Raw genomic sequence first — 22,976 nt, forward strand, 5'->3', positions numbered from 1 at the left:
CAACAAGGGCGCGCACGGACGCCCTGACCGACCCCCCGAGGCGCACAAAAAAGATCGCGCTGGACCCGGCGGAGTCCAGCGCGATCAGACGACTCACCCAAGTGGTTCAGGCGTGGCTCCCGTTGGGGCGGGACCCGCGTCGCGTGTAGCCATATGTCGGACGTACGACCAGGTTGGGGGACCCGGCAGTAGTGGTGCTCTTCGCCCGAGTTGTACGAGTTACTGCTGGTTGAGCGGTGGTTCAGGCTTCGCTGCGCTGCTGCGGAATACCCGCGAGCAGTGCGCGGACCTCAGCCTCGCGGTACCGGCGGTGTCCGCCGAGCGTGCGAATCGACGTGAGCTTGCCAGCCTTGGCCCAGCGCGTCACCGTCTTGGGGTCGACGCGGAACATCGTGGCGACCTCAGCCGGGGTCAGCAGCGGCTCGGCATCAGGGGTGCGAGCGGTCATGAGCGGCCTCCTCGGGAGAACCGAACCTTCTCGGTTCATTCCTCTAAATTCTGCACCTTGACCCGCGTTGCCCGAAATGGCGGACGCGAGTCGAGTCGGTTATAGGACGAACGGCTTGTCCTCGGCACTACAACTACACCATCCGTCCAGCCGCGTCGGCCAAACCGATGGAATTGCCCTCCCAGGTGTTCATCACCGACGGAAGCCGATGGACCATGCCATAGCGGACAGTCACGCCACTGTGACGATCAGTCACAGGGCGATCAGGAGTCAACAGGACCCCCCATAGCGTGCAATGCAGAGCAATCCGCCCTTACTTGGGCGGAAGGAGCCCTCCCCGGACTCCTTGTCCTATTTTGGCACGAGGAGGGGTGATGGGCGCAAGGGCCCCGTAAGTGCGGTCCATCACGCTTGAGGCAAAGGCCCGGATCGGGACCTACGTCCCGGCGGCCGTCCGGTGCCCGGCGGCCGGTCGCGCGTCCGGCGTTCAGTTCGCGAACTGAAGGTGCCGCACCGCCCGCCACCGCTCCACGAGCCTCGCATACGCCTCGCCCGCCATCTCGCCGTCGCCCTTGCGCAGCGCCTCGATCCCCTCGGCCACGTCCGCCGCCGAGTGGTCCTCGTCGAGATCGTCGGCGGAGACGGCGTGCACAAGACCTCCGTAGTCCACCTCGACCAGCGAGCGCGGGTGGAACTCCTCAAGCCACCGGCCCACATCCACGAGCCCCTCGACGAGCGGTGCGTCGTCCAGGGCGTCCCGCAGCGTCCGCAGACCGCGCGCGACCCTGCGCCTGGCCTCCACCATCTTCGTGCGGTAGCGGAGCACGGCGGGCCGTCCGGGCCCCGCGCACGGCTCGTAGTCCCGCTCCTCGTCCGTCACGAGCACGAACCAGTGCAGGGGCACCTGCCACGTGGAGGTGCGGATCCAGGGCCTGGCGTCGGGGTTGCGGGCCCGCCACCGCTCGTAGTCGGCCGCCGTCTGGCGGCGGACCACCGGGGGCAGCACCGCGTCGAGGACCGGCGCGGGCAACTGTTCGGGCAGCTCGCCCATCGCCTGCCAGCCGCGCAGCCGGGTCCGCCACGGGCAGACGCAGACCACCCCGTCGGTCTCCAGGACGAACGCCTCGCCGCTCTCGTGCACCGGCACGGGCACGGGCGGCGTGGACACGAGGTCCGCCAGCGAACGGCGGAGTTCGTCCTGGTAGGAGGGGCGGTCGGAGCGGCGCGCATAGCGCGTCCAGTGACCGCGTTCCGGTTCCGGGAAGGCGGCCAGGGGCTCATAGACACGCAAGTAGGACGCGTACGGGACCGTCACCGATGACACCTTGGGCACGGCTGCTCTCTCCCCCACGTACAGGTTGGAAAACACGGGTGATCGTGCCATGGCCGATCAGGCTCTAGTCTCATGCCCATCGGGCCCCCGCCACCCGTACGGGAGCCCGCCCACCGCCGCTACTCGACCGGGAGTCACCACCGTGACCGATGCAGACAACGGCGTCCTGCGCACCCTGTTCCACTCGGACCAGGGCGGCCATGAGCAAGTAGTGCTCTGCCAGGACCGTGCCAGTGGCCTCAAGGCCGTCATCGCCCTTCACTCCACCGCCCTGGGCCCCGCCCTCGGCGGCACCCGCTTCTACCCGTACGCGACCGAGGAGGAGGCCGTCGCCGACGCCCTGAACCTCGCGCGCGGCATGTCGTACAAGAACGCCATGGCCGGGCTCGACCACGGCGGCGGCAAGGCGGTGATCATCGGTGACCCCGAGCAGATCAAGAGCGAGGCCCTGCTCCTCGCCTACGGCCGCTTCGTGGCCTCGCTCGGCGGCCGGTACGTGACGGCCTGCGACGTCGGCACCTACGTGGCGGACATGGACGTCGTCGCCCGTGAGTGCCGCTGGACCACCGGGCGCTCCCCCGAGAACGGCGGCGCGGGCGACTCCTCGGTGCTGACCGCCTTCGGCGTCTTCCAGGGCATGCGGGCCTCGGCCCAGCACCTGTGGGGCGATCCGACCCTGCGCGGCCGCAAGGTCGGCGTCGCGGGCGTCGGCAAGGTCGGGCACCACCTCGTCGAGCACCTCCTGTCGGACGGCGCCGAGGTCCTCGTCACGGATGTGCGCGAGGAGTCGGTGAACCGGATCGTCCACAAGCACCCGTCGGTGACGGCGGTGGCCGACACGGACGCGCTGATCCGCACCGAGGGCCTCGACATCTACGCGCCCTGCGCCCTCGGCGGCGCCCTCGACGACGACACCGTGCCCGTGCTGACCGCGAAGGTGGTGTGCGGCGCCGCCAACAACCAGCTCGCCCACCCGGGCGTCGAGAAGGACCTCGCCGACCGGTCGGTCCTCTACGCGCCGGACTACGTGGTGAACGCGGGCGGCGTGATCCAGGTCGCCGACGAGCTGCACGGGTTCGACTTCGACCGGTGCAAGGCGAAGGCCACGAAGATCTTCGACACCACGCTCGCCATATTCGCTCGTGCGAAGCAGGACGGCATCCCGCCGGCCGCCGCGGCCGACAGGATCGCCGAGCAGCGGATGGCGGACGCCCGCTGAGGCCGTACGGAATGCGAGGTTCCGGCGTCGTGTGACGCCCTGCGGGGGCCCCGCCGACGGGAACGAGAGACAAGACTCACCCCCGTCGGCGGGTCGCCCGACAAGAAGAGGTTAAAATCGCAGTTGACCAGCGAGGACGGGGCTCCTCGCGGGTTCTGCGCCGAGGCGCGTCCTGCGGGCGACGTACCGTATGGCCGCAGGAACAGGTACCGTGGAAGCCCTACGGACCGGTCTCTCCGAGGAGAGTCCGTTCTAGATCATGAACGCGTGTCAAGACTCTGGGGCCGTCGAGCCCCGTATCCGAGGGGGTCGAGCCATGGGGCGCGGCCGGGCAAAGGCCAAGCAGACGAAGGTCGCCCGCCAGCTGAAGTACAGCAGCGGCGGGACTGACCTGTCGCGTCTGGCCAATGAGCTGGGCGCTTCGACTTCGCAACAGCCGCCGAATGGCGAGCCGTTCGAAGACGACGACGAGGAAGACGACCCGTACGCCCAGTACGCGGATCTGTATAACGACGACGAGGACGACGACTCTGCCGAAGAGTCCGGTCCGTCGTCGCAGCGCCGCGGCGCTTGACCTCGTTGCACGAGCAGTAGTTGCACAAGCGGCATTCGCGGTTCGCCTGACGGCTCGCCGCGCTTCACCCGGTCCGGGGTGGTCACCACACCGGACCGGGTTTTGTGCTGCCTCGGGGGCAGTCCGGACGGGCCTCGGGGGCAGCCCGGACGGGCTGCCCCGCACTCCTACTTGGCGTAGTCCCCGACCAGGGCCGCGCCCGTGGTGTGCGCGCCGCGCTCGGTGATCTCACCGGCGACCCAGGCGTCCAGACCGCGGTCGGCGAGGGTGGTGAGCGCCGCGTCCGCCGACTCCTCGGGGACGATCGCGATCATGCCGACGCCCATGTTCAGCGTCTTCTCCAGCTCCAGGCGCTCGACCTGGCCCGCCTTGCCGACCACGTCGAAGACCGCGCCCGGGGCCCAGGTGCCACGGTCGACGACCGCGTGCAGGCCGTCCGGGATCACCCGGGCGAGGTTCGCCGCGAGACCCCCGCCGGTGATGTGGCTGAAGGCGTGGACGTCCGTGGTGCGGGTGAGCGCCAGGCAGTCCAGGGAGTAGATCTTCGTGGGCTCAAGGAGCTCCTCGCCGAGCGTGCGGCCGAACTCCTCGACCTGGCGGTCCAGGGCCCAGCCCGCGCGGTCGAAGACCACATGCCGGACGAGCGAGTACCCGTTCGAGTGAAGACCGGAGGCGGCCATCGCGATGACCGCGTCACCCGTACGGATGCGGTCCGCGCCGAGCAGGCGGTCGGCCTCGACCGCTCCGGTGCCCGCGCCCGCGACGTCGAAGTCGTCCGGGCCGAGCAACCCGGGGTGCTCCGCCGTCTCGCCGCCGACCAGCGAGCAGCCCGCAAGGACACAGCCCTCGGCGATGCCCTTGACGATGGCGGCGACGCGCTCCGGGTGGACCTTGCCGACGCAGATGTAGTCGGTCATGAAGAGCGGCTCGGCGCCGCAGACGACGATGTCGTCCATGACCATCGCGACCAGGTCGTGGCCGATCGTGTCGTACACGCCCATCTGGCGGGCGATGTCGACCTTGGTCCCGACTCCGTCGGTCGCGGAGGCGAGGAGGGGGCGCTCGAAGCGCTTGAGGGCGGAGGCGTCGAAGAGCCCGGCGAAGCCGCCGAGGCCGCCGAGGCCCGCGACCTCCGGCCGCTGGGTCTTCTTGACCCACTCCTTCATGAGTTCGACGGCGCGGTCGCCCGCCTCGATGTCTACGCCTGCGGCTGCGTAGCTGGCACCAGTGCCCGCGTGCGAAGCGCGCTCAGAAAACTCGGTAGGCATGGTGAGTGAGAACCTTCGTGTCGTTACTACGTGGGCTTACGGGCGACGGATCGCGTCGGCCGCTGCCGTGGACGCCGGACCGGCGGCCAGCTCCGTCTCCAGGAGCTGCTTGCCGAGCAGCTCGGGGTCGGGCAGGTCCATCGGGTACTCGCCGTCGAAGCAGGCTCGGCAGAGGTTCGGCTTGTCGATGGTGGTGGCCTCGATCATGCCGTCGATGGAGATGTACGAGAGCGAGTCGGCGCCCATGGAGGTGGCGATCTCGTCGATCGTCATGCCGTTGGCGATGAGCTCGGCGCGGGTCGCGAAGTCGATGCCGAAGAAGCAGGGCCACTTCACGGGCGGCGAGGAGATCCGGATGTGGATCTCGGCGGCGCCGGCCTCGCGGAGCATCTTGACCAGGGCGCGCTGGGTGTTGCCGCGGACGATCGAGTCGTCGACGACCACGAGGCGCTTGCCCTTGATGACTTCCTTGAGGGGGTTCAGCTTGAGGCGGATGCCGAGCTGGCGGATCGTCTGCGAGGGCTGGATGAAGGTCCGGCCCACATAGGCGTTCTTGACCAGGCCCGCGCCGAAGGGGATGCCGGAGGCCTCCGCGTAACCGATCGCGGCGGGAGTGCCGGATTCGGGGGTCGCTATGACCAGATCGGCCTCGACGGGGGATTCCGCGGCGAGCTTTCGGCCCATCTCGACGCGCGAGAGGTAGACGTTCCGGCCGGCGATGTCCGTGTCGGGGCGCGCCAGGTAGACGTACTCGAAGACACAGCCCTTGGGCTTCGCTTCCGCGAATCGGGAGGTTCGCAGACCGTTCTCGTCGATCGCGACGAACTCGCCCGGCTCGATCTCGCGGACGAAGCTGGCGCCGCAGATGTCGAGCGCGGCGGACTCCGAGGCGACGACCCACCCGCGCTCCAGACGGCCGAGGACCAGCGGGCGGATGCCCTGCGGGTCGCGGGCCGCGTACAGCGTGTGTTCGTTCATGAAGACGAGCGAGAAGGCGCCCTGCACGTCCGGCAGGACCTTCTTGGCGGCTTCCTCGATGGTCAGCGGCTTGCCGTCGTCGTCCACCTGGCCCGCGAGGAGGGCCGTCACCAGGTCGGTGTCGTTGGTCGCGGCGACCTGGGTCGCGCGGCCGTTCTCCTTGGGCAGGTCGGCGACCAGCTCGGCGAGCTGGGCCGTGTTGACGAGGTTGCCGTTGTGCCCGAGCGCGATGGAACCGTGCGCGGTGGCACGGAACGTCGGCTGGGCGTTCTCCCATACGGAGGCTCCGGTGGTCGAGTAGCGGGCGTGACCGACCGCGATATGACCCTGGAGCGAGCTGAGAGACGTTTCGTCGAAGACCTGGGAGACGAGCCCCATGTCCTTGAAGACAAGGATCTGGGAGCCATTGCTGACCGCGATTCCCGCGGACTCCTGGCCTCGATGCTGGAGGGCGTACAGCCCGAAGTAAGTGAGCTTGGCGACCTCTTCACCCGGAGCCCAGACACCGAAGACGCCACACGCGTCCTGGGGGCCTTTCTCGCCGGGGAGCAGATCGTGATTGAGTCGACCGTCACCACGTGGCACGTCATCGAGTGTAGGCGAGATCGACCACTGGTCCGAATTGGGGATACGGGTCCTGTACGGAGGGTGAGCACGCCTCCGTACCGCCCGAGTGCTACAGCGGGACGACAACCCTGTGAACTGCGACGACGGCCTTGTGAACAGCCACGGCAGCGCGTTGACACCCGTTCCGGCCCGCCATGAGGCTCCTGATCATGCAGCCTCATGGATGGTCACGTTCTTCTCGGTTGTCCCGGCGCTCGTTCGCCGGCGGGGTGGCGGGCACGGCGGCCGCCGCCGGTCTGGGTGCCGGGGCACCGGCCCACGCGGCGCCCGGCGAAGGCGCCGCGAGCACCGCCGAGACCGCCGCCCAGACCGGCGAGCGGCCCTTCGCCGCCGCGCGCGGGCGGCACGCGAGGCGCCCCAACATCCTGTTCATCCTCGGTGACGACCTCGGCTGGGCCGATCTGTCCTCGTACGGATCGCCGCACATCAGGACGCCGCACCTGGACCGGCTCGCCCGCCAGGGGGTCCGGTTCACGGACGCCTACTCCGGCTCTGCGACCTGCTCGCCCACCCGCTTCAGCCTCTACACGGGCCGCTTCCCCGGGCGTACGAAGGGCGGGCTCGCCGAGCCGATCGCCGACAAGTCCGTGGGCCTCGACCCGAATCACCCCACGCTCGCATCCCTCCTGCGCGGCGCCGGTTACGCGACCGCCCTGATCGGCAAGTGGCACTGCGGCTACCTGCCGGACTACTCACCCACGCGGTCCGGCTGGGACGAGTTCTTCGGCAATTTCGGCGGGGCCCTGGAGTACTACTCGAAGCTGGGGCTCGGCGGCGAGTACGACCTCTACGAGGGCGACGCGGAGTACAAGGACCTGCGGTACTACACGCGCGTCCTGACCGAGCGGGCGAGCGCGTACGTGCGGCGCGACCACGGCGGCAGGCCCTGGCTGCTCAACCTCAACTTCACCACCCCGCACTGGCCGTGGACAGCCGACGGCGACACGGAGGAGAGCGCCGAGATCGTACGGAGGATCAAGGCGGGCCAGAAGGGCGCGCTCTGGCACCAGGACGGCGGGTCCGTCGAGAAGTACACGGAGATGGTCCAGGACCTGGACCGGTCCGTCGGCGCCGTGCTCGACGCGCTGCGCGCGTCCGGCCAGGAGCGCGACACCCTGGTCTTCTTCGCCTCCGACAACGGCGGCGAGCGCTTCTCGTACAACTGGCCGCTGTCCGGCAACAAGGGCTCGCTCCAGGAGGGCGGCATCCGGGTGCCGACGATCGTGCGCTGGCCCGCGCGGATCGACGGCGGGCAGGTCAGCCACGAGCCCGTGTTCACCCCGGACTGGACCGCGACGCTCCTGGAGATCGGCGGGGCACGGCCGGACCGCGCCCACCCGCTGGACGGCACCAGCCTCGCCCCGTACCTCCTGAAGGGCGAGAAGCCCGCCGAGCGTGAGCTGTTCTGGCGGGTGCGGGGCGAGCGGGCGCTGCGCCGGGGCGACTGGAAGTACTACCGCGGCAAGGGCGGCGCCGACCAGCTCTTCCACCTCGCCGAGGACCGGCGTGAGCAGGCCGACCGGGCCGCCGCCGAACCGCGTCTCCTCGCGGAGCTGCGGCGGGCGTGGGAGCGGACGGACGAGGAACTGCTCCCGTACGCCTGACTCCGGTGCTAGCTCCGGTTCTTGGCGGCGTCCGCGTTGATGACCGTGCCGTCGGCCGCGGTGAGCTTCAGAGTGTCCTGGCGCACCTCGTAGCGCGCCGTGCCGTCGAAGAGCTTCAGCAGCTTGCGCTCGGTCCTCATCGCCTCGCCGGGGCACATCTTGCGGGTCGTCCTGGGGGCGCCGAAGGTGATGCGGCCGTCCTTGGCCTCGGCCTTGGCGGAGACGTCGTTGCAGCCGAGGTTGCCGCGGACCGTGCCGTCCTTGCCGAAGGTGAGATGGACCTTGTCGGTCAGGTCCTTCGGCAGGGAGGCGGCCGTGCGGGCGTCGCCGACCGCGTTCACCGTCCACTTGGTGCCGGTCAGCGGGGCGTCGGGCTCGTCGGCGCGCGAGGTCAGGTCCACGTGGTCTCCCTTGGCGGAGGTGAGGGTCATCCGGTCGCCGTCGACCTTCGCCGTCAGTTTCTCCTTGCCCAGGGTGCGCGCGAGGCTCTTCTCGAACGCCATGCGGTCGCCGTCCGTGCAGGCCATGTCCGTCATCCGGGTCTTGCTGAAGGACAGTTCGTCCCCGTCGATCTCGACGTCGGCACCGGCGTGGTTGCAGCCGAAGCTGCCGCCGGCCCGCCCGTCCTTGCCGATCTTGAGATGGGCGCCGTCGGGTGCCGCGTACTTCTTGCCGCCGACGGTCACGCTGTCGACGTTCCAGCGGACGCCGGTGATGGCCGGTGCGCTGCCCGCGGACCGGTCGGCGGAGCCGCCGTCGGAGCCGGTCCCGGACTCGGTGCCGCATGCGGTGAGCAGCAGCCCGGCGGAGGCCAGCGCGGTCAGGGTCAGGGTCAGACGCTGCGTGTGCATGGCGATGTGACGGAACAAGTGGGGGGATCGGTTCCATCCGCCCCGCGGCGAGGCTTCCGGCGCCCGTCGGCGTCCCGGGTCAGCCCATGATCGGCAGCAGCTCCGAGAGATCCGCCCGTTCGCCGCTCGCGCTGACCTTCGCCGCGTCGAGCGCCGTCTTCCAGTCGGTGCGGCCCGTGGCGAGGCGGATCCAGGTCAGCGGGTCGGTCTCGACGACGTTCGGCGGGGTGCCGCGGGTGTGCCGGGGGCCCTGCACGCACTGCACCACCGCGTACGGCGGGATACGGACCTCGGTCGAGGCGCCGGGCGCCTTCACCGCGAGGGCGTCCGCGAGCAGCCGGGCGCAGGCGGCGAGCGCCTGCCGGTCATGGGGGACGTCGAGGCCGGGCACGGCGTCGTTGAGGTCGTCCGTGTGGACGGTCAGCTCGACGGTACGGGTGACCAGGAAGTCCCCGAGGGTCATGGCGCCGAAGCGGGACGGGACGAGACGGGCGTCCGGGGCCTCGGCCAGCGACTCCTCGACGCCGCTCAGGGTGCGCGCGAACAGCTCGCCGAGATCGGTGTCCCCGTCCCCGGCGACGGCCCGGGTGTCCTCGTCGACCCGGGACGCGGCGGTGACCGTGGCGAAGGGCCAGTCCATCAGGGGTACTTCGTGCCGTGCCGGTTCCGGCTCGCCGAGGTAGCGGTGGAGGGTGCCGAGCACCATGACGAGATGGGCGGTCAGTTCGCGGACCGTCCAGTCGCCGAGGCGGGTCGGCCGGGCGAGCTGGTCGGGGGTGAGGGTGGCGACCGCGTCCCGTACGGCGCCGGACTGCGCGAGCACGGCCGTGCGGATCCTGGCGGAGTCGTACGTACGCGTGCGCTTCTTGGCCGGTGGCATGGTGCTGACCCTAAGCGTTCCCGGGGTAGCCCTGCAGTCCCTTTTCGACCAGGTCGAAGGCGCGCTCGGCGAGGGCCGCGCAGTCGGCGGCCATGTCTTCGGCGCGGTCGCCCGCGAGCAGCCTGCGGTGGTTCTCCAGGATCACCGCGTCGCGCGCGGCCATGAGCTGACGTGCGGCGATGTCCGCCATCAGCCGGTCGCCGGTCTCCTCGGTCAGCACCTCGGCGAGGAGGTCGACGCCGCGCAGCCGGAAAAGCATGACGCGGCGGGCGAGCGCGGGCGTCTCACCGATGAGCCGGTGGAGCCGGACGAGGCGCACGTCGTCGGAGAGCCCGACGGAGGGGTCGCGCCCGTCGACCCGGGCGAGGAACTGGCGGCGCAGCGCGTCGACCGCCGACTCGCCGGGCCTCCGGTCGCGCACCGCGTCGGCGGCGTCGGCCACGTGCTCCTCCATCGGGCCGAGGAGCACGTCCTCCTTGGTGCCGAAGTAGTTGAAGACCGTCATCTTCGAGACGTCCGCGGCGGCGGCGATCTCCGCCACGGAGACCTTGTCGAAACCCCGCTGGAGGAAGAGGTCGAGGGCGGTCCGCCAGATCCGGTGCGCGGTCTGCCGCTTCTTGCGTTCGCGCAGCCCCAGGGGTTCCTCAGCCATTCCCGCACTGTACTGGCGCGGCCGTGAACACCTCGCCGTTCGCCGGTACGCCGAGCCCGCTCCAGCGGAACGGCACACCGCGTGCCGTGTCCAGGTCGGGGCCGTCCATGAGCTGGAAGTGGACGTGCGGTTCGGTGGAGTTGCCGGAGTTCCCGCACCGGCCGATCCGCTGTCCGGCGACGACCTGGTCCCCCGCCCGCACGGTGAGCGAGCCCTGCTGGACGTGGGCGTACATGGCGTGGGTGCCGTCGCCGAGGTCGAGGATGACGTGGTTGCCGACGACGCGGCGGGCGCCGCCGAGCGTCCTGCCGACGCCCTCGACCAGCCAGAAGTACAGGACTCCGGCGAGGGAGCTGCGGCTGAGGTGGTCGCGCTGGCCGTCCTCGGCGTGCACGACGGTGGCGTCGGCCACCGCGAGCAGTGGCTCCCCGAAGGCGGGATAGGCCTTGCCGGACCTGGCGACGGGCCAGAACCAGACGGGTGTGGGCCGGGCGCCCTCCTCCGGTTCCGCCGTGATGTCGATCGCGTAGGTCTGCCCGAGGTGGTGCGTGCCGTGGCTCGGCACCTTGTCGGCGGGGCTGTTGAGGGCCGACCAGCGGCCGGTGACCGGCGCCTCGACCTCGACCGGGGCCGGGGGTTCCGCCGTGATCCGCCGCTGGGCGGAGCGCGAGTTCACCACGCTGATGGCGATCGCGCCGAGCGCGGGCAGCCAGGACAGCCAGTAGTTGTACGGCAGCTCCGTGAAGAATCTGACGACGATCTGGGCGAAGAAGATCACCCACAGCGCCTGCTGGACCACGGCGGCGAGCTTGCGTCGGCCTACGGACATGACTTCCCCCTGGTGCGATGTGCGTATGTGTTCGGTCAGACCACGGCCGCGCCGGTCCGCGCCGCCGGTCAGGTCATCCGCCGCGCCGGTCAGGTCACTGGTCAGGTCACCGGTCGCGAGGCCGTGAGCACCACGAGCAGCGGCACCACACGACCGGCGGGCACCTCGTACCGCCCGCGCTCCGCGCTGTGCAGCCAGCCCGCGCCGGTGAGTTGACGCAGGTGGTGGTAGATCTGGCCGGTCGTCCCCACGTCGTCGAGCGCGGCGAGATCGGCGGCGGTGCGCAGACCGCCGAGGATCTCCCGCAGCAGCCGCAGCCGCACCGGATGGCCGAGTGCCGCGAACGATTCGGCGGCCTCGGACCAGTCGCCGTCGAACAGTGACTCCGTCAGCTGCCCGTACTGCCACTCGTACCGATGCCCCGTCGGCACCCGCACCGCCCCGGTGAACAGGACGGCGCCGTCCGCCTCCGACGTCACGGGATGCCGCACCTTCAGCGCGTCGAGCGCCCAGAAGTCGCCCTCGCCGACGGCGGGCGCGGCCGGGCCCGCGTTCTCCAGCTCTGCCATGCGCCGTTCCAGCTCGGCGACGCGCTCTTCGAGATCCACGAGTACGAGATTACGTAACTACGTAATTTCTGGCAACCCTTGCTCAGGACCGGCTGCGGGCAGAGGCGCGGAAGGGAACGACGAAGCCCCCGCCCGGACCAGGTCCGGACGGGGGCTCAGGACGAACGCGTCAGGCGAAGAGCCCCGGCAGGGTGCCCTCGTGGGCCTCGCGCAGTTCGGTCAGCGGCAGGGTGAACTCGCCCTGGAGGTCCAGGGCGTCGCCGTCGATGACGCCGATGCGGGTGACGGGCAGACCGCGCGCCCCGCACATGTCGGTGAAGCGCAGCTCCTCGCTCCTGGGGACCGCGACGACGGCGCGCCCGGCCGACTCGGAGAACAGGAAGGTGAACGCGTCCAGGCCGTCCGGCACGATCAGCCGGGCGCCCTGCCCGCCGCGCAGGCAGGACTCGGCGACGGCCTGCACCAGACCGCCGTCGGACAGGTCGTGCGCGGCGTCGATCATGCCGTCCCGGGAGGCGGCGATGAGGATCTCCGCCAGCAGCCGCTCACGCTCCAGATCCACCTTCGGCGGCAGACCGCCCAGGTGGTCGTGGACGACCTGGGACCAGGCCGAGCCGCCGAACTCCTGCCCCGTCTCACCGAGGAGGTAGAGCAGCTGGCCCGGTTCGGTGAAGGCGATCGGGGTGCGCCGGGCGACGTCGTCGATCACGCCGAGCACCGAGACCACCGGGGTGGGGTGGATGGCCGCCTCGCCGGTCTGGTTGTACAGCGAGACATTGCCGCCGGTCACCGGGGTGCCCAGGATCTGGCAGGCATCGGCCAGGCCCCGGGTGGTCTCGGCGAACTGCCACATCACCGCCGGGTCCTCCGGCGAGCCGAAGTTCAGACAGTCCGAGACCGCCAGCGGCCTGGCGCCGCTCGCGGCCACATTGCGGTAGGCCTCGGCCAGCGCCAGCTGCGCCCCGGCATACGGGTCGAGCTTGGCGTAGCGGCCGTTGCCGTCATTGGCCAGGGCGACGCCGAGGCCGGTGGACTCGTCGATGCGGACCATGCCGGAGTCCTCCGGCTGCGCCAGCACGGTGTTGCCCTGCACGAACCGGTCGTACTGATCCGTCACCCACGCCTTGGAGGCCTGGTTCGGCGAGCCGAGCAGCGCCAGGACCTGCTGCCTGAGCTCGGCCGACGTCGCCGGGCGGGGCAGCTTGCCCGCGTCGTCCGCCTGGAGGGCGTCCTGCCAGGACGGCCGGGCGTAGGGGCGCTCGTAGACGGGGCCGTCGTGGGCCACGGTGCGCGGATCGAGGTCGACGATCTTCTCGCCGTGCCAGAAGATCTCCAGCCGGTCGCCGTCGGTGACCTCGCCCACCACGGTGGCGATGACGTCCCACTTCTCGCAGATCGCCAGGAACCGCTCGACCTTGTCCGGCTCCACCACGGCGCACATGCGCTCCTGCGACTCACTCATGAGGATCTCCTCGGGAGTGAGCGTGGAATCGCGCAGCGGGACGTCATCGAGCTCGACGCGCATGCCGCCGGAGCCGTTGGAGGCCAGTTCGGAGGTGGCGCAGGACAGTCCGGCGGCGCCCAGGTCCTGGATGCCGACGACCAGCTTCTCGGCGAACGCCTCCAGCGTGCACTCGATGAGCAGCTTCTCCTGGAAGGGGTCGCCGACCTGGACGGCCGGGCGCTTGCTCGGCTTGGTGTCGTCGAAGGTCTCGGAGGCCAGGATGGAGGCGCCGCCGATGCCGTCGCCGCCGGTCCGCGCCCCGTAGAGGATGACCTTGTTGCCCGGCCCGGAGGCCTTGGCCAGATGGATGTCCTCGTGCCGCATCACACCGATCGCCCCGGCGTTGACCAGCGGATTGCCCTGGTAGCAGGCGTCGAAGACCAGCTCACCGCCGATGTTGGGCAGCCCCAGGCAGTTGCCGTACCCGCCGATGCCCGCGACGACGCCGGGCAGCACCCGCTTGGTGTCGGGATGGTGGGCGTCGCCCATGCGCAGCGGGTCCACCACCGCGACCGGGCGGGCGCCCATCGCGATGATGTCGCGCACGATGCCGCCGACGCCCGTGGCCGCGCCCTGGTAGGGCTCCACGTAGGAGGGGTGGTTGTGCGACTCGACCTTGAAGGTGACCGCGTAGCCCTGGCCGACGTCCACCACGCCCGCGTTCTCGCCGATGCCGACGAGCATGGCGTCACTGGCCGGGGCCTTCTCGCCGAACTGGCGCAGGTGCACCTTGCTGCTCTTGTAGGAGCAGTGCTCGGACCACATCACCGAGTACATCGCCAGCTCGGCCCCGGTGGGGCGGCGGCCCAGGATCTCCCGGACCCGCGCGTACTCGTCCTCCTTCAGGCCCAGCTCGGCCCAGGGCAGCTTGACGTCGGGCGTCTGCTCCGCGTGCTTGACGGTATCCAGAGTCATGCGTTGACCAGCTTCTTCAGGATCGAGGTGAAGAATCCCAGACCGTCGGTGCGGCCCGTCCCGACCAGCGGCTCCACCGCGTGCTCGGGATGCGGCATCAGACCCACGACGTTGCCCGCCGCGTTCGTGATCCCGGCGATGTCACGGAGCGAACCATTGGGGTTGCCCTCCAGATAACGGAACGCCACCCGGCCCTCGGCCTCCAGCATGTCCAGGGTCCGCGCATCGGCGGTGTACTGACCGTCGATGTTCTTCAGCGGGATCTGGATCTCCTGGCCGGCCGTGTAGTCGGCGGTCCAGGCCGTCCGCGCGTTCTCCACCCGCAGCTTCTGCTCGCGGCAGATGAAGTGCAGGTGGTTGTTGCGCAGCATCGCGCCCGGCAGCAGATGGGTCTCGGTGAGCACCTGGAAGCCGTTGCAGATGCCGAGGACCGGCATTCCCGCCTTCGCCTGCTCGATGACCGACTCCATCACCGGCGAGAAACGCGAGATCGCGCCCGCCCGCAGATAGTCGCCGTAGGAGAACCCGCCCGGCAGGACCACCGCGTCGACCTGCTTGAGGTCCTTGTCCTTGTGCCACAGCGGCACCGCCTCGGCGCCCGCCACCCGCACGGCGCGCTGGGTGTCGCGGTCGTCGAGCGTTCCGGGGAAAGTGACGACTCCAATTCGAGCGGTCACTTCTCTTCCTCCACCTTTACGACGAAGTCCTCGATCACGGTGTTGGCGAGGAAGGTTTCCGCCATCTCGTGGATACGGGCGAGGGCCGACTCGTCGACCGGCCCTGCCACCTCGAGTTCGAAGCGCTTTCCCTGACGTACGTCGGAGATGCCCTCGAAACCGAGGCGCGGCAGTGCACGCTGCACCGCCTGGCCCTGGGGGTCGAGGATCTCCGGCTTGAGCATGACGTCGACTACGACGCGTGCCACTGGCACTCCCGGTGTGTGGTGCTGGCGTGTGCTGCTCGCCTGGTGCTGAAGCAGGTTCCTTCAGACTACCGGCACAAAATTTCTACTCGCGTAGATTCGTAGAATCCTACGTGATGCCGGTCACGTTCCCGTACCCAAACAGGTTTCGAACGGGGCACCTTCACCGAGAATCCAGGAAAAGATCACCACTCGGCAATACGGCCGGACACGCGGAGGTATTCGGACGGACTTCACAATGCATTGCCAGGCACTGTACAAAGGAAATGGCAATAGCCGATACTCGCTCCAAAACAGCCGGACAGTCGGCATCACCGCACGTCAGCGCGGTGCGGCCGCACGAAGGGACCGATATTCGTGGCGCAGCGTGTCGTAGTCACACTCTTTGACGACATGGACGGCGGGGAAGCGGCGGAAACGGTCGCCTTCGGTCTTGACGGCACGTCGTACGAGATCGACCTCAACCAAACCAACGCCGAGAAACTGCGCACGGTCCTCGCCCCGTACCTGGAGGCTGCCCGCAAGCAGTCGAAGTCCGGGAAGGCGTTCCGGCACACGGCGGTGACCGCCGACCCCTCGGCGGTACGCGCCTGGGCCCGCTCTCGCCAGATGGACCTGCCGCCGCGCGGCCGCATCCCCAAGCGGGTCTACGAAGCCTTCGAAGCGTTCGAGGCGTCGGCGAACTGACCGGCTCCCCCAGCTCCGGGACCTCGGACTCCGCGTGGTCCCGGAGCCCCTCGCGGCAACCGACTTGCGCTGCACCCCCGCTGGTCAGCTAGAGTCTGGAGCACGCCGAGGGGCAAGGCCGAAAAGCCGGGTCCCAAGGAGTCGTGCGGGTGTAGTTCAGTAGTAGAACATCCCCCTTCCAGGGGGAAGGCGCAGTGTGCAATTCCTGTCACCCGCTCCGCATCGCTTACGGACCAGTCCTCTGGTTGCGGTAAGCTGATGCACGCGCCGATCAGTGAGAGCTGGTCGGAGGCAATGCGAACGTAGCTCAGTTGGTAGAGCGCAACCTTGCCAAGGTTGAGGTCGCGAGTTCGAACCTCGTCGTTCGCTCCATTCGAAAGAAGGCCCCGGTCCATCGGACCGGGGCCTTCTTCATGTCCGCCTCCGTTCACGTCTTCATGTCCGCCTCCGTCTCACGTTGGTTCCGCTTCTGACATTTGTCACACGGGCCGGTGACAGCGCGCACTGCCGGTGCCCCCGCGCGCGGGGGAGGCTCGGGGCATGACTGACCAAGTGATCGACGTGACCGATCTGCGGCGCGTGTACGGGGGCGGTTTCGAGGCGGTGCGCGGCGTCTCCTTCGGAGTCGGCCGCGGCGAGCTCTTCGCGCTGCTCGGCACCAACGGCGCGGGCAAGACGTCCACCGTCGAGCTGCTCGAAGGGCTCGCCGCGCCCGCCGGTGGACGAGTGCGGGTGCTCGGGCACGACCCGTACACCGAACGGGCGGCGGTGCGGCCCCGTATCGGCGTCATGCTGCAAGAGGGCGGCTTCCCGGCCGAGTTGACGGTCGCGGAGACCGTGCGGATGTGGGCCGGATGCGTCAGCGGGGCACGGCCCGTCGCCGAGGCCCTGGACGTCGTCGGCCTCGCCAAGCGGTCCGGCGTGCGCGTGAAGCAGCTCTCCGGCGGCGAGAAGCGGCGGCTCGACCTGGCCATGGCGCTCATCGGGCGGCCCGAGGTGCTCTTCCTCGACGAACCCACCACGGGCCTCGACGCCGAGGGGCGCCGCGAGACCTGGGAACTGGTCCAGGAGCTGCGGGACAACGGCACGACCGTGCTGCTCACCACGCACTACCTGGAGGAGGCCGAGGCGCTCGCCGACCGCCTCGCGATCCTGCACGAGGGCCGGATCGCCGCCGAGGGAAGCGTCGCCGACGTGGTCGCCGCGCAGCCCTCGCACGTCTCCTTCGACCTGCCCGACGGGTACTTCGTCGGTGACCTGCCGCCGCTCGCCGGACTCGGCGTGACGGGCCACGAGACCGCCGGACGCCGGGTGCGGCTGCGGACGAACGAACTCCAGCGGACGGCCACGGAACTCCTCGTATGGGCCAGGGACGCACAGATCGCCCTCGGCTCGCTCGACGTACGGGCCGCCTCGCTTGAGGAGGCCTTCCTGCGGATCGCGCGCGACGCGGGGACGGGCGCGGGGTCCGGCACGGGCGCCCCGGAGCGGTTCGGCCCGCCGGACCGGAAGAACCAGCGGGACGCGAAGGAGGCGGCGGCATGAGCTCCACGACGACCGTGGGCGCCACGGCGATGACGACCCCCGCCGGACGCATGCTGTCCCTGGCCCGCGCCGAGCTGACGCTGCTCGCGCGGAGCAAGGGGACGCTGTTCGCTGCCCTCTTCGTGCCGATGGTCCTGCCGCTCAGCGTGGCGTCGGCGGTGGACGAGGCCGAGCTGAAGGAGGCGGGACTCTCCGTCGGCACGATGCTGCTGCCGTCCTCGATCGGCTTCTCCCTGATCTTCGCCGTCTACGGCTCGCTGATCGGCGTCTTCGTGGCCCGGCGCGAGGAACTCGTGCTGAAGCGGCTGCGCACCGGTGAGCTGCGGGACCACGAGATCCTGCTCGGCGCGGCGACGCCGGCCGTCGCCATCGGCCTCGCGCAGAGCGTGGCGCTCTGCCTGGGCTGCGTGGTCTTCCTGGACGCGGGCGCGCCCGGCGCGGTGCACTACGCCGTCCTCGGGGTGCTGCTCGGCACCGTGATGTTCGGCGCGCTCGCCGCCGTCACCGCGAGCTTCAGCAGGACCTCCGAGACCGCGCAGGTCATGAGCATGCCGCTGATCTTCCTGTCGATGCTCGGCTCCGGGCTCGTCATACCGTTCGAGGTCATGCCCGACGGCCTCGCCTCGGTCGCCGAACGCCTGCCGCTCTCCCCCGTCATCCAGCTCGTACGCGGCGGCTGGACGGGCAGCCTCTCGGCGGGGGACGCGTTCGACGCCGCCGTCACGGCGGTGGCCTGGACCCTGGTCGCGGTGTTTGCTGTACGACGGTGGTTCCGCTGGGAGCCCAGGCACTGAGAGGGGCGGTCAGGGTGGTGGGCCGGATTCGGGCGCTGCAACGGGGCTGGCACGCGCGCAGCAAGATCGAGAAGGTCGAGTTCCAGAGCGTCGTCATGTGGCACGCCCTGCCGTGGGTCTTCTATCTGAGCTGGGGCTCGCTGCCGCTGGGCCTGAGCCTGCGCCCCGGCCCCGCGCCGCAGATCCTCGGCTGGACGCTGATCGCGGTGGGCGCGGCGCAGTGCGTGCACGCCAACCGCTCGCTGCGGCACTCCCTCGACCACTTCCTGAAGCGGCGGGAGCCACCGCGCCGCGACCTCGCCGTGGCCACCGCCCTGATGGGCATCGCCTACGCCCTGGCGGTCGCCCTGGAGGCGCTGGACGGCGTCGAGGACGGACTGCTCGGCCTCACCGTCCTGTACCTGGTGGTGCCGTTCTGCCAGTCCCTCTCCTTCGCCGTGCCCGTACGGGTCTACCTAGGCCGCGTCGCGGTCCTCGACGCCGTGGTCGTGGCCGCCTTCGCGGTCGCCGGGTCGAGCGGCGGACGGCTGACCGCGGTCGCCGGACTCATCGCCTTCGGCGCGCTGCTGACGCTGCTCTCCTCGCGGTGCGGCGCCTGGACGCTCTCCGTGATGTGGGAGGCCGACCACGCTCGGGAGGTCGAGGCGCGGCTCGCGGTCGCCGAGGAGCGGCTGCGGTTCGGGCGTGATCTGCACGACGTGATGGGCCGCAACCTCGCGGTCATCGCGCTCAAGAGCGAACTCGCCGTGCAGCTCGCGCGGCGCGGGCGCCCCGAGGCCGTGGACCAGATGGTCGAGGTGCAGCGCATCGCCCGGGAGTCGCAGCGCGAGGTGCGCGAAGTCGTACGCGGCTACCGCGAGGCCGACCTCGGCGTCGAGCTGATCGGCGCCCAGGGCGTGCTTGAGGCGGCGGGGATCACCTGTCGGGTGACGGGCTCGGCGGCGGGGCTCCCGGCCCCCGTGCAGTCGGCGCTCGGCTGGGTCGTGCGGGAGGCGGCCACCAATGTGCTGCGCCACGGCGACGCCGAGCGCTGCGACATCGCCCTGACGGTGACCTCCGGGCGGACGACGCTGACCGTGGAGAACGACGGAGCGCCCGCCGATGCGGCCCAGGACCCCGCACCCGCCGCCACCGGCACCGGAACCGGCGGCTCCGGAATCGCCGGGCTGCGGGAGCGGCTCGCCGAGGTGGGCGGGACGCTGGACTCCTCCTGTGCGGCGGGGCGGTTCCGCCTCACCGCGCGGGTGCCGCTGACGCCCCCGGAGAACGGGAGCCCCCTCAAGGAACAGGAAGAAGCCCTGCTGTGAGTCTGCGTGTGCTGCTCGCCGATGACGAGCACCTCATCCGGGGCGCCCTCGCCGCGCTGCTCGCCCTGGAGGACGACCTCGTCGTCGTCGCCGAGGCGGCGACCGGCCCCGAGGCGCTCGCCATGGCACGCGCCCACCGGCCCGACGTGGCCGTGCTCGACCTTCAGATGCCGGGCGCCGACGGTGTGAGCGTGGCCACATCCCTGCGGGACGAACTCCCCTCCTGCCGCACCATGATCGTGACGAGCCACGGCAGACCGGGACATCTCAAACGCGCCCTCGCGGTGGGGGTACGCGCCTTCGTGCCGAAGACCGTCAGCGCCCAGCGGCTCGCCGAGATCATCCGCTCCGTGCACGCCGGAAACCGTTACGTGGACCCGGAGTTGGCGGCCGACGCGATCTCCGCCGGGGACTCCCCGCTGACCGAGCGCGAGGCCGAGGTGCTCGAACTCGCCGCCGACGGCGCGCCCGTCGCGGAGATCGCCGAACGCGCCTCCCTCTCCCAGGGGACCGTGCGCAACTACCTCTCCTCGGCGGCCACCAAGATCGGGGCGGAGAACCGTCATGCCGCGGTGCGTCTCGCGCGCGAGCGCGGTTGGGTATAGTTGTCCTCGCGCCACGGCGCAGCGCGGACGTAGCTCAGTTGGTAGAGCGCAACCTTGCCAAGGTTGAGGTCGCCAGTTCGAACCTGGTCGTCCGCTCAGAGAGAAGGSCCCGCTCCTCGGAGCGGGGCCTTCTTCGTGTCTTCGCGGCTGTCTTCGCGCCTTCGCGGCCGTCTCCGTGCGGCTACCAGGCGGTGCCGGTGAGACGCTCGTACGCCTCGATGTACTTGGCGCGTGTGGCGTCCACCACATCCCGCGGCAGCGCGGGCGGCGGCTGCTCGCTCCTGCGGTCCCAGCCCGAGGCCGGTGACGTCAGCCAGTCCCGCACGAACTGCTTGTCGTAACTGGGCTGGGCGTGGCCCGGCTCCCACTGGTCGGCGGGCCAGAAGCGGGACGAGTCCGGCGTGAGGACCTCGTCTCCGAGGATCAGGGCGTCACCGTCGAAGCCGAACTCGAACTTCGTGTCGGCGAGGATCAGTCCGCGCTCGCGGGCGATGTCCCGGGCCCTGCTGTAGACGGCGAGGGTCGTCTGGCGCAGCTTGGCCGCCGTGTCGGCGCCGACCTGGCGGGCGACCTCCTCATAGCTCACGTTCTCGTCGTGCTCGCCGACGGCGGCCTTCGCGGCGGGCGTGAAGATCGGCGCGGGCAGCTCGGAGCCGTCGGTGAGGCCCTCGGGCAGCGCGAGACCGCAGACGGTGCGGGTCTCGTCGTACTCCAGGAGGCCCGACCCGGTGAGATAGCCGCGGGCGACGCACTCGACCGGGACCATCGTCAGGGACTTGCAGATCAGGGTGCGTCCCGCCCAGTCGGCGGGGGCGCCTTCGGGCAGGTCGGTGGAGATGACGTGGTTCGGGACCAGGTCGGCGAGCTGGTCGAACCACCACAGGGAGAGCTGGGTGAGCACCCGGCCCTTGTCGGGGATCTCCGAGGGCAGCACCCAGTCATAGGCGGAGAGCCGGTCGCTCGCGACCATCACGAGCTCGCCCGCCTCGTTCTGGTAGAGCTCGCGCACCTTGCCGGTGTGGAGGTGCACCAGGCCCGGCACATCGAGAGGCTCGGGCTTTTCTACGAATCCGGACACGGTTCCTCCCGGTGGTTCTGGCCAAGTCCTCTCGATTCTCCCGTATCGGGGACGTGGTCTTGGCCAGGGGTTGGGCGGGGATGTACGGAGGCTCAGTCCCGCTTGCAGATGCGGTCGAGGAGATTGGCCGTGGCGCGCTGCACGCGGGTGTCCACATGGCCGGGGCGGTCGAGCGCCGGGGACCAGGCGAAGGTGCCGGAGGCGAAGACCAGGGCGCCCGAGGGGGCGCGGTAGAGCGATGTCTCCTGGTGCCGTGTGACGCCCTCGGCGTCCGTGTACGGCGAGTGGGAGAGCAGGATGCGGCCCTGGTGCTCGGGCAGCGGCGTCCGCGGGAAATAGCGGTCGGCCTCGCCCGCGACCAGGCCATCCAGCTCATCGCCCTCGTGCGCCCCGGTCGCCTCCCAGAGCCAGTGGTCGGCGTTGCGCACGACCATCGGGTGGGGCTCGGGGACCCGGCCCGCGTACTGGATGCCGAGCAGTTGCTGCTCCGCCTTGTCCTGCTCGCGCCAGAGGGCGGGCCTGCCGGGGCCCCGGCGCTTGCGGCAGGTGAGCAGCCGGTCGGGGACGCCGGACGGGGAGGGGGCCAGCTCCACCTGCCAGTACATGGTGTTGGCGGAGAGGAAGACCAGGGAGGTGCCGCCGTCGCGGGCCAGCTCCGTGGTGCGGCGCATGGCGGGCGACCAGTACTCGTCGTGGCCGGGGAAGACCAGGCCGCGGTAGCGCGAGGGGTCGATGCGGCCCGCGTGCAGGTCGCGGGCGTCCGCGTACGCGATGTCGTAGCCGTAGCGCTCGGCCCAGCGGATGAAGTCGTAGGCGTGGCCCACGTGCAGCGGCAGGCCCGCACCGGCGAAGGGCCGGTCGAAGGAGACCGTGACGGCGGCCTCGCTCTCGCCGAGGAGACCGCCCTGCTCGTCCCACGCGTGGTACAGGCTCGCGCCCGTGCGGCCGTCCTCCGGATAGAGGTTGTACGCCTGCCAGGTGACGTCGGGGAGGAGGAGCAGCAGGTCGGCGGGGTGGTCGTCGCGGACCGTGAAGGGGACGTGCGAGCGGTATCCGTCGGCGGTGGTCAGCACCGCCACATACGCGCCGACGCTCCAGAAGCTCGGGATCTGGAGCCGCCAGGAGAGCCACCAGTGGTGGCAGGAGACGGTGCGGTCCGCGGTGAGCGGGGCGGGCTGGACGATGCCGGAGAGGCGGGGGCTCGTGGTGATCTGCGAGGCGCCGTCCCCGCCGTAGTGCCCGATGCGGTAGATGTCGACGCTGAACTGCTGGGGCGGGTCGACCGTGACGTGGAAGTCGATGGCCTCGCCGGGGGCGGCGGCTCCGGTGGAGGTGAAGCCCTTGATCTGGCGGCGCACGTCGTCGGCGTTGAGCGGGCCGCCGGTGCGGGCCGCCGGGATGTTGACCCCGGGGGCCGAGACGGGGTCCACGTACCAGGGCACGACGTGGCCCGTGTCGTCGAAGTAGTGCTCGGATCCGCGCAGCCAGGGCAGCGGGCCCTGCCCGAAGGGGTCCGACACGGCGTGCGCGAGCGCCCCCGATTCCCAGCGGCGGATCGGCTCCTGCCCCATGCCTTTCCCTCCCTCGCTCCCCCGAGCCCGCGCCACCGGTCTGTACGTACGACCGGGGCCGGTCCCAGCACATCACATTACGCACGCACCCCGTCACCGTTCGTCGGCAATTGACGGGATCGGAACGTTGGCTTCCGGATGCTCGTGCTCCGGCGCCCTCGGCCCGCGTGCGCCGGAGGCGGCACGGGTTCCGGGCCGGGCCTGGGGCGATGGCCG

22 protein-coding genes and 3 tRNA genes are annotated in these 22,976 nt (G+C 70.6%); 11 read left to right on the forward strand and 14 right to left on the reverse strand.

The genetic code is table 11. The features are described from left to right. Positions 1 to 241: 241 nt before the first annotated feature. Both bldC and AB8Z36_RS04365 read right to left on the reverse strand, forming a co-directional pair. Complete coding sequence (bldC, locus tag AB8Z36_RS04360; protein WP_003949541.1) at positions 242 to 448, reverse strand: developmental transcriptional regulator BldC; 207 nt, start codon at positions 446 to 448, stop codon at positions 242 to 244. Between the two features lie 487 nt (positions 449 to 935). Then, on the reverse strand, positions 936 to 1,781 hold the full coding sequence (locus AB8Z36_RS04365; RefSeq protein ID WP_369211820.1) for a hypothetical protein: 846 nt from the start codon (positions 1,779 to 1,781) through the stop codon (positions 936 to 938). Between the two features lie 142 nt (positions 1,782 to 1,923). Here AB8Z36_RS04365 and AB8Z36_RS04370 point away from each other — a divergent pair, with 142 nt between their 5' ends. After that, a complete protein-coding gene (locus tag AB8Z36_RS04370) occupies positions 1,924 to 3,000 on the forward strand; it encodes a Leu/Phe/Val dehydrogenase (protein WP_369211821.1) in 1,077 nt (358 codons plus the stop codon). A 316-nt stretch (positions 3,001 to 3,316) separates the two neighbouring features. Then, positions 3,317 to 3,574, forward strand: coding sequence for a DUF3073 domain-containing protein (locus AB8Z36_RS04375; protein WP_344522176.1), 258 nt, complete (start codon positions 3,317 to 3,319; stop codon positions 3,572 to 3,574). Between the two features lie 167 nt (positions 3,575 to 3,741). Here the strand turns inward: AB8Z36_RS04375 and purM are convergent, their stop codons facing one another. Both purM and purF read right to left on the reverse strand, forming a co-directional pair. Then, positions 3,742 to 4,842, reverse strand: coding sequence for a phosphoribosylformylglycinamidine cyclo-ligase (gene purM / locus AB8Z36_RS04380; protein ID WP_369211822.1), 1,101 nt, complete (start codon positions 4,840 to 4,842; stop codon positions 3,742 to 3,744). Between the two features lie 36 nt (positions 4,843 to 4,878). Next, the gene (gene purF / locus AB8Z36_RS04385; protein WP_369211823.1) at positions 4,879 to 6,405 is read right to left on the reverse strand and encodes an amidophosphoribosyltransferase; all 1,527 of its coding nucleotides are present in this window, start codon (positions 6,403 to 6,405) and stop codon (positions 4,879 to 4,881) included. A 176-nt stretch (positions 6,406 to 6,581) separates the two neighbouring features. On the opposite strand from purF, the gene AB8Z36_RS04390 reads away from it, so the two are divergent. Further along, on the forward strand, positions 6,582 to 8,051 hold the full coding sequence (locus AB8Z36_RS04390; protein WP_369211824.1) for a sulfatase family protein: 1,470 nt from the start codon (positions 6,582 to 6,584) through the stop codon (positions 8,049 to 8,051). 8 nt (positions 8,052 to 8,059) lie between these two features. Here the strand turns inward: AB8Z36_RS04390 and AB8Z36_RS04395 are convergent, their stop codons facing one another. From AB8Z36_RS04395 to purS, 8 genes are all read right to left on the reverse strand, one after another. Then, on the reverse strand, positions 8,060 to 8,902 hold the full coding sequence (locus AB8Z36_RS04395) for an META domain-containing protein (protein ID WP_369211825.1): 843 nt from the start codon (positions 8,900 to 8,902) through the stop codon (positions 8,060 to 8,062). Positions 8,903 to 8,981: 79 nt separating this feature from the next. Next, positions 8,982 to 9,782 carry a maleylpyruvate isomerase family mycothiol-dependent enzyme gene (locus AB8Z36_RS04400; protein WP_369211826.1) on the reverse strand — a complete coding sequence of 267 codons (801 nt, stop codon included), beginning with the start codon at positions 9,780 to 9,782 and terminating at the stop codon, positions 8,982 to 8,984. 10 nt (positions 9,783 to 9,792) lie between these two features. Next, positions 9,793 to 10,434 carry a TetR/AcrR family transcriptional regulator gene (locus AB8Z36_RS04405; protein WP_369211827.1) on the reverse strand — a complete coding sequence of 214 codons (642 nt, stop codon included), beginning with the start codon at positions 10,432 to 10,434 and terminating at the stop codon, positions 9,793 to 9,795. Then, positions 10,427 to 11,263, reverse strand: coding sequence for a M23 family metallopeptidase (locus AB8Z36_RS04410; protein ID WP_369211828.1), 837 nt, complete (start codon positions 11,261 to 11,263; stop codon positions 10,427 to 10,429). Before AB8Z36_RS04410 ends, AB8Z36_RS04405 begins: the two co-directional genes overlap by 8 nt. A 101-nt stretch (positions 11,264 to 11,364) precedes the next feature. Further along, positions 11,365 to 11,871: an ArsR/SmtB family transcription factor gene (locus AB8Z36_RS04415; protein WP_369211829.1), complete on the reverse strand. Its 507-nt coding sequence runs from the start codon at positions 11,869 to 11,871 to the stop codon at positions 11,365 to 11,367. A gap of 130 nt (positions 11,872 to 12,001) precedes the next feature. Then, complete coding sequence (purL, locus tag AB8Z36_RS04420) at positions 12,002 to 14,251, reverse strand: phosphoribosylformylglycinamidine synthase subunit PurL (RefSeq protein ID WP_369211830.1); 2,250 nt, start codon at positions 14,249 to 14,251, stop codon at positions 12,002 to 12,004. Next, the gene (gene purQ / locus AB8Z36_RS04425) at positions 14,248 to 14,928 is read right to left on the reverse strand and encodes a phosphoribosylformylglycinamidine synthase subunit PurQ (protein ID WP_369211831.1); all 681 of its coding nucleotides are present in this window, start codon (positions 14,926 to 14,928) and stop codon (positions 14,248 to 14,250) included. Before purQ ends, purL begins: the two co-directional genes overlap by 4 nt. Further along, on the reverse strand, positions 14,925 to 15,176 hold the full coding sequence (gene purS, locus AB8Z36_RS04430) for a phosphoribosylformylglycinamidine synthase subunit PurS (protein WP_369211832.1): 252 nt from the start codon (positions 15,174 to 15,176) through the stop codon (positions 14,925 to 14,927). Before purS ends, purQ begins: the two co-directional genes overlap by 4 nt. Positions 15,177 to 15,530: 354 nt before the next feature. On the opposite strand from purS, the gene AB8Z36_RS04435 reads away from it, so the two are divergent. The 8 genes from AB8Z36_RS04435 (at position 15,531) to AB8Z36_RS04470 (ending at position 20,207) form a co-directional block, all read left to right on the forward strand. After that, positions 15,531 to 15,860, forward strand: a complete 330-nt coding sequence (locus AB8Z36_RS04435; RefSeq protein WP_369211833.1) for a histone-like nucleoid-structuring protein Lsr2 — start codon at positions 15,531 to 15,533, stop codon at positions 15,858 to 15,860. A gap of 145 nt (positions 15,861 to 16,005) precedes the next feature. Beyond that, positions 16,006 to 16,077: transfer RNA gene (locus AB8Z36_RS04440), tRNA-Gly, on the forward strand. A gap of 79 nt (positions 16,078 to 16,156) precedes the next feature. Continuing rightward, positions 16,157 to 16,232 (forward strand) — tRNA-Gly (locus AB8Z36_RS04445). Between the two features lie 168 nt (positions 16,233 to 16,400). Continuing rightward, complete coding sequence (locus tag AB8Z36_RS04450) at positions 16,401 to 17,405, forward strand: ABC transporter ATP-binding protein (protein ID WP_369211834.1); 1,005 nt, start codon at positions 16,401 to 16,403, stop codon at positions 17,403 to 17,405. Beyond that, positions 17,402 to 18,199 carry an ABC transporter permease gene (locus tag AB8Z36_RS04455; protein WP_369211835.1) on the forward strand — a complete coding sequence of 266 codons (798 nt, stop codon included), beginning with the start codon at positions 17,402 to 17,404 and terminating at the stop codon, positions 18,197 to 18,199. The genes AB8Z36_RS04450 and AB8Z36_RS04455 overlap by 4 nt, the downstream gene beginning before the upstream one ends. Before the next feature lie 14 nt (positions 18,200 to 18,213). Next, the gene (locus tag AB8Z36_RS04460) at positions 18,214 to 19,506 is read left to right on the forward strand and encodes a sensor histidine kinase (RefSeq protein WP_369211836.1); all 1,293 of its coding nucleotides are present in this window, start codon (positions 18,214 to 18,216) and stop codon (positions 19,504 to 19,506) included. Next, entirely contained in the window at positions 19,503 to 20,111 is a 609-nt protein-coding gene (locus AB8Z36_RS04465; RefSeq protein WP_369211837.1) for a response regulator, read from the forward strand. Before AB8Z36_RS04460 ends, AB8Z36_RS04465 begins: the two co-directional genes overlap by 4 nt. Before the next feature lie 23 nt (positions 20,112 to 20,134). Then, a tRNA-Gly gene (locus AB8Z36_RS04470) sits at positions 20,135 to 20,207 on the forward strand. Between the two features lie 85 nt (positions 20,208 to 20,292). Here AB8Z36_RS04470 and AB8Z36_RS04475 read toward each other — a convergent pair. Together AB8Z36_RS04475 and AB8Z36_RS04480 are read right to left on the reverse strand one after the other, a co-directional pair. Next, positions 20,293 to 21,189: a phosphoribosylaminoimidazolesuccinocarboxamide synthase gene (locus AB8Z36_RS04475; protein ID WP_369211838.1), complete on the reverse strand. Its 897-nt coding sequence runs from the start codon at positions 21,187 to 21,189 to the stop codon at positions 20,293 to 20,295. 92 nt (positions 21,190 to 21,281) lie between these two features. Beyond that, positions 21,282 to 22,760: a N,N-dimethylformamidase beta subunit family domain-containing protein gene (locus AB8Z36_RS04480; protein WP_369211839.1), complete on the reverse strand. Its 1,479-nt coding sequence runs from the start codon at positions 22,758 to 22,760 to the stop codon at positions 21,282 to 21,284. Positions 22,761 to 22,976: the final 216 nt, after the last annotated feature.

It is taken from the genome of Streptomyces flavofungini, assembly GCF_041028215.1.
In the GTDB taxonomy this organism is placed as follows: Bacteria; Actinomycetota; Actinomycetes; order Streptomycetales; family Streptomycetaceae; genus Streptomyces; species Streptomyces flavofungini_B.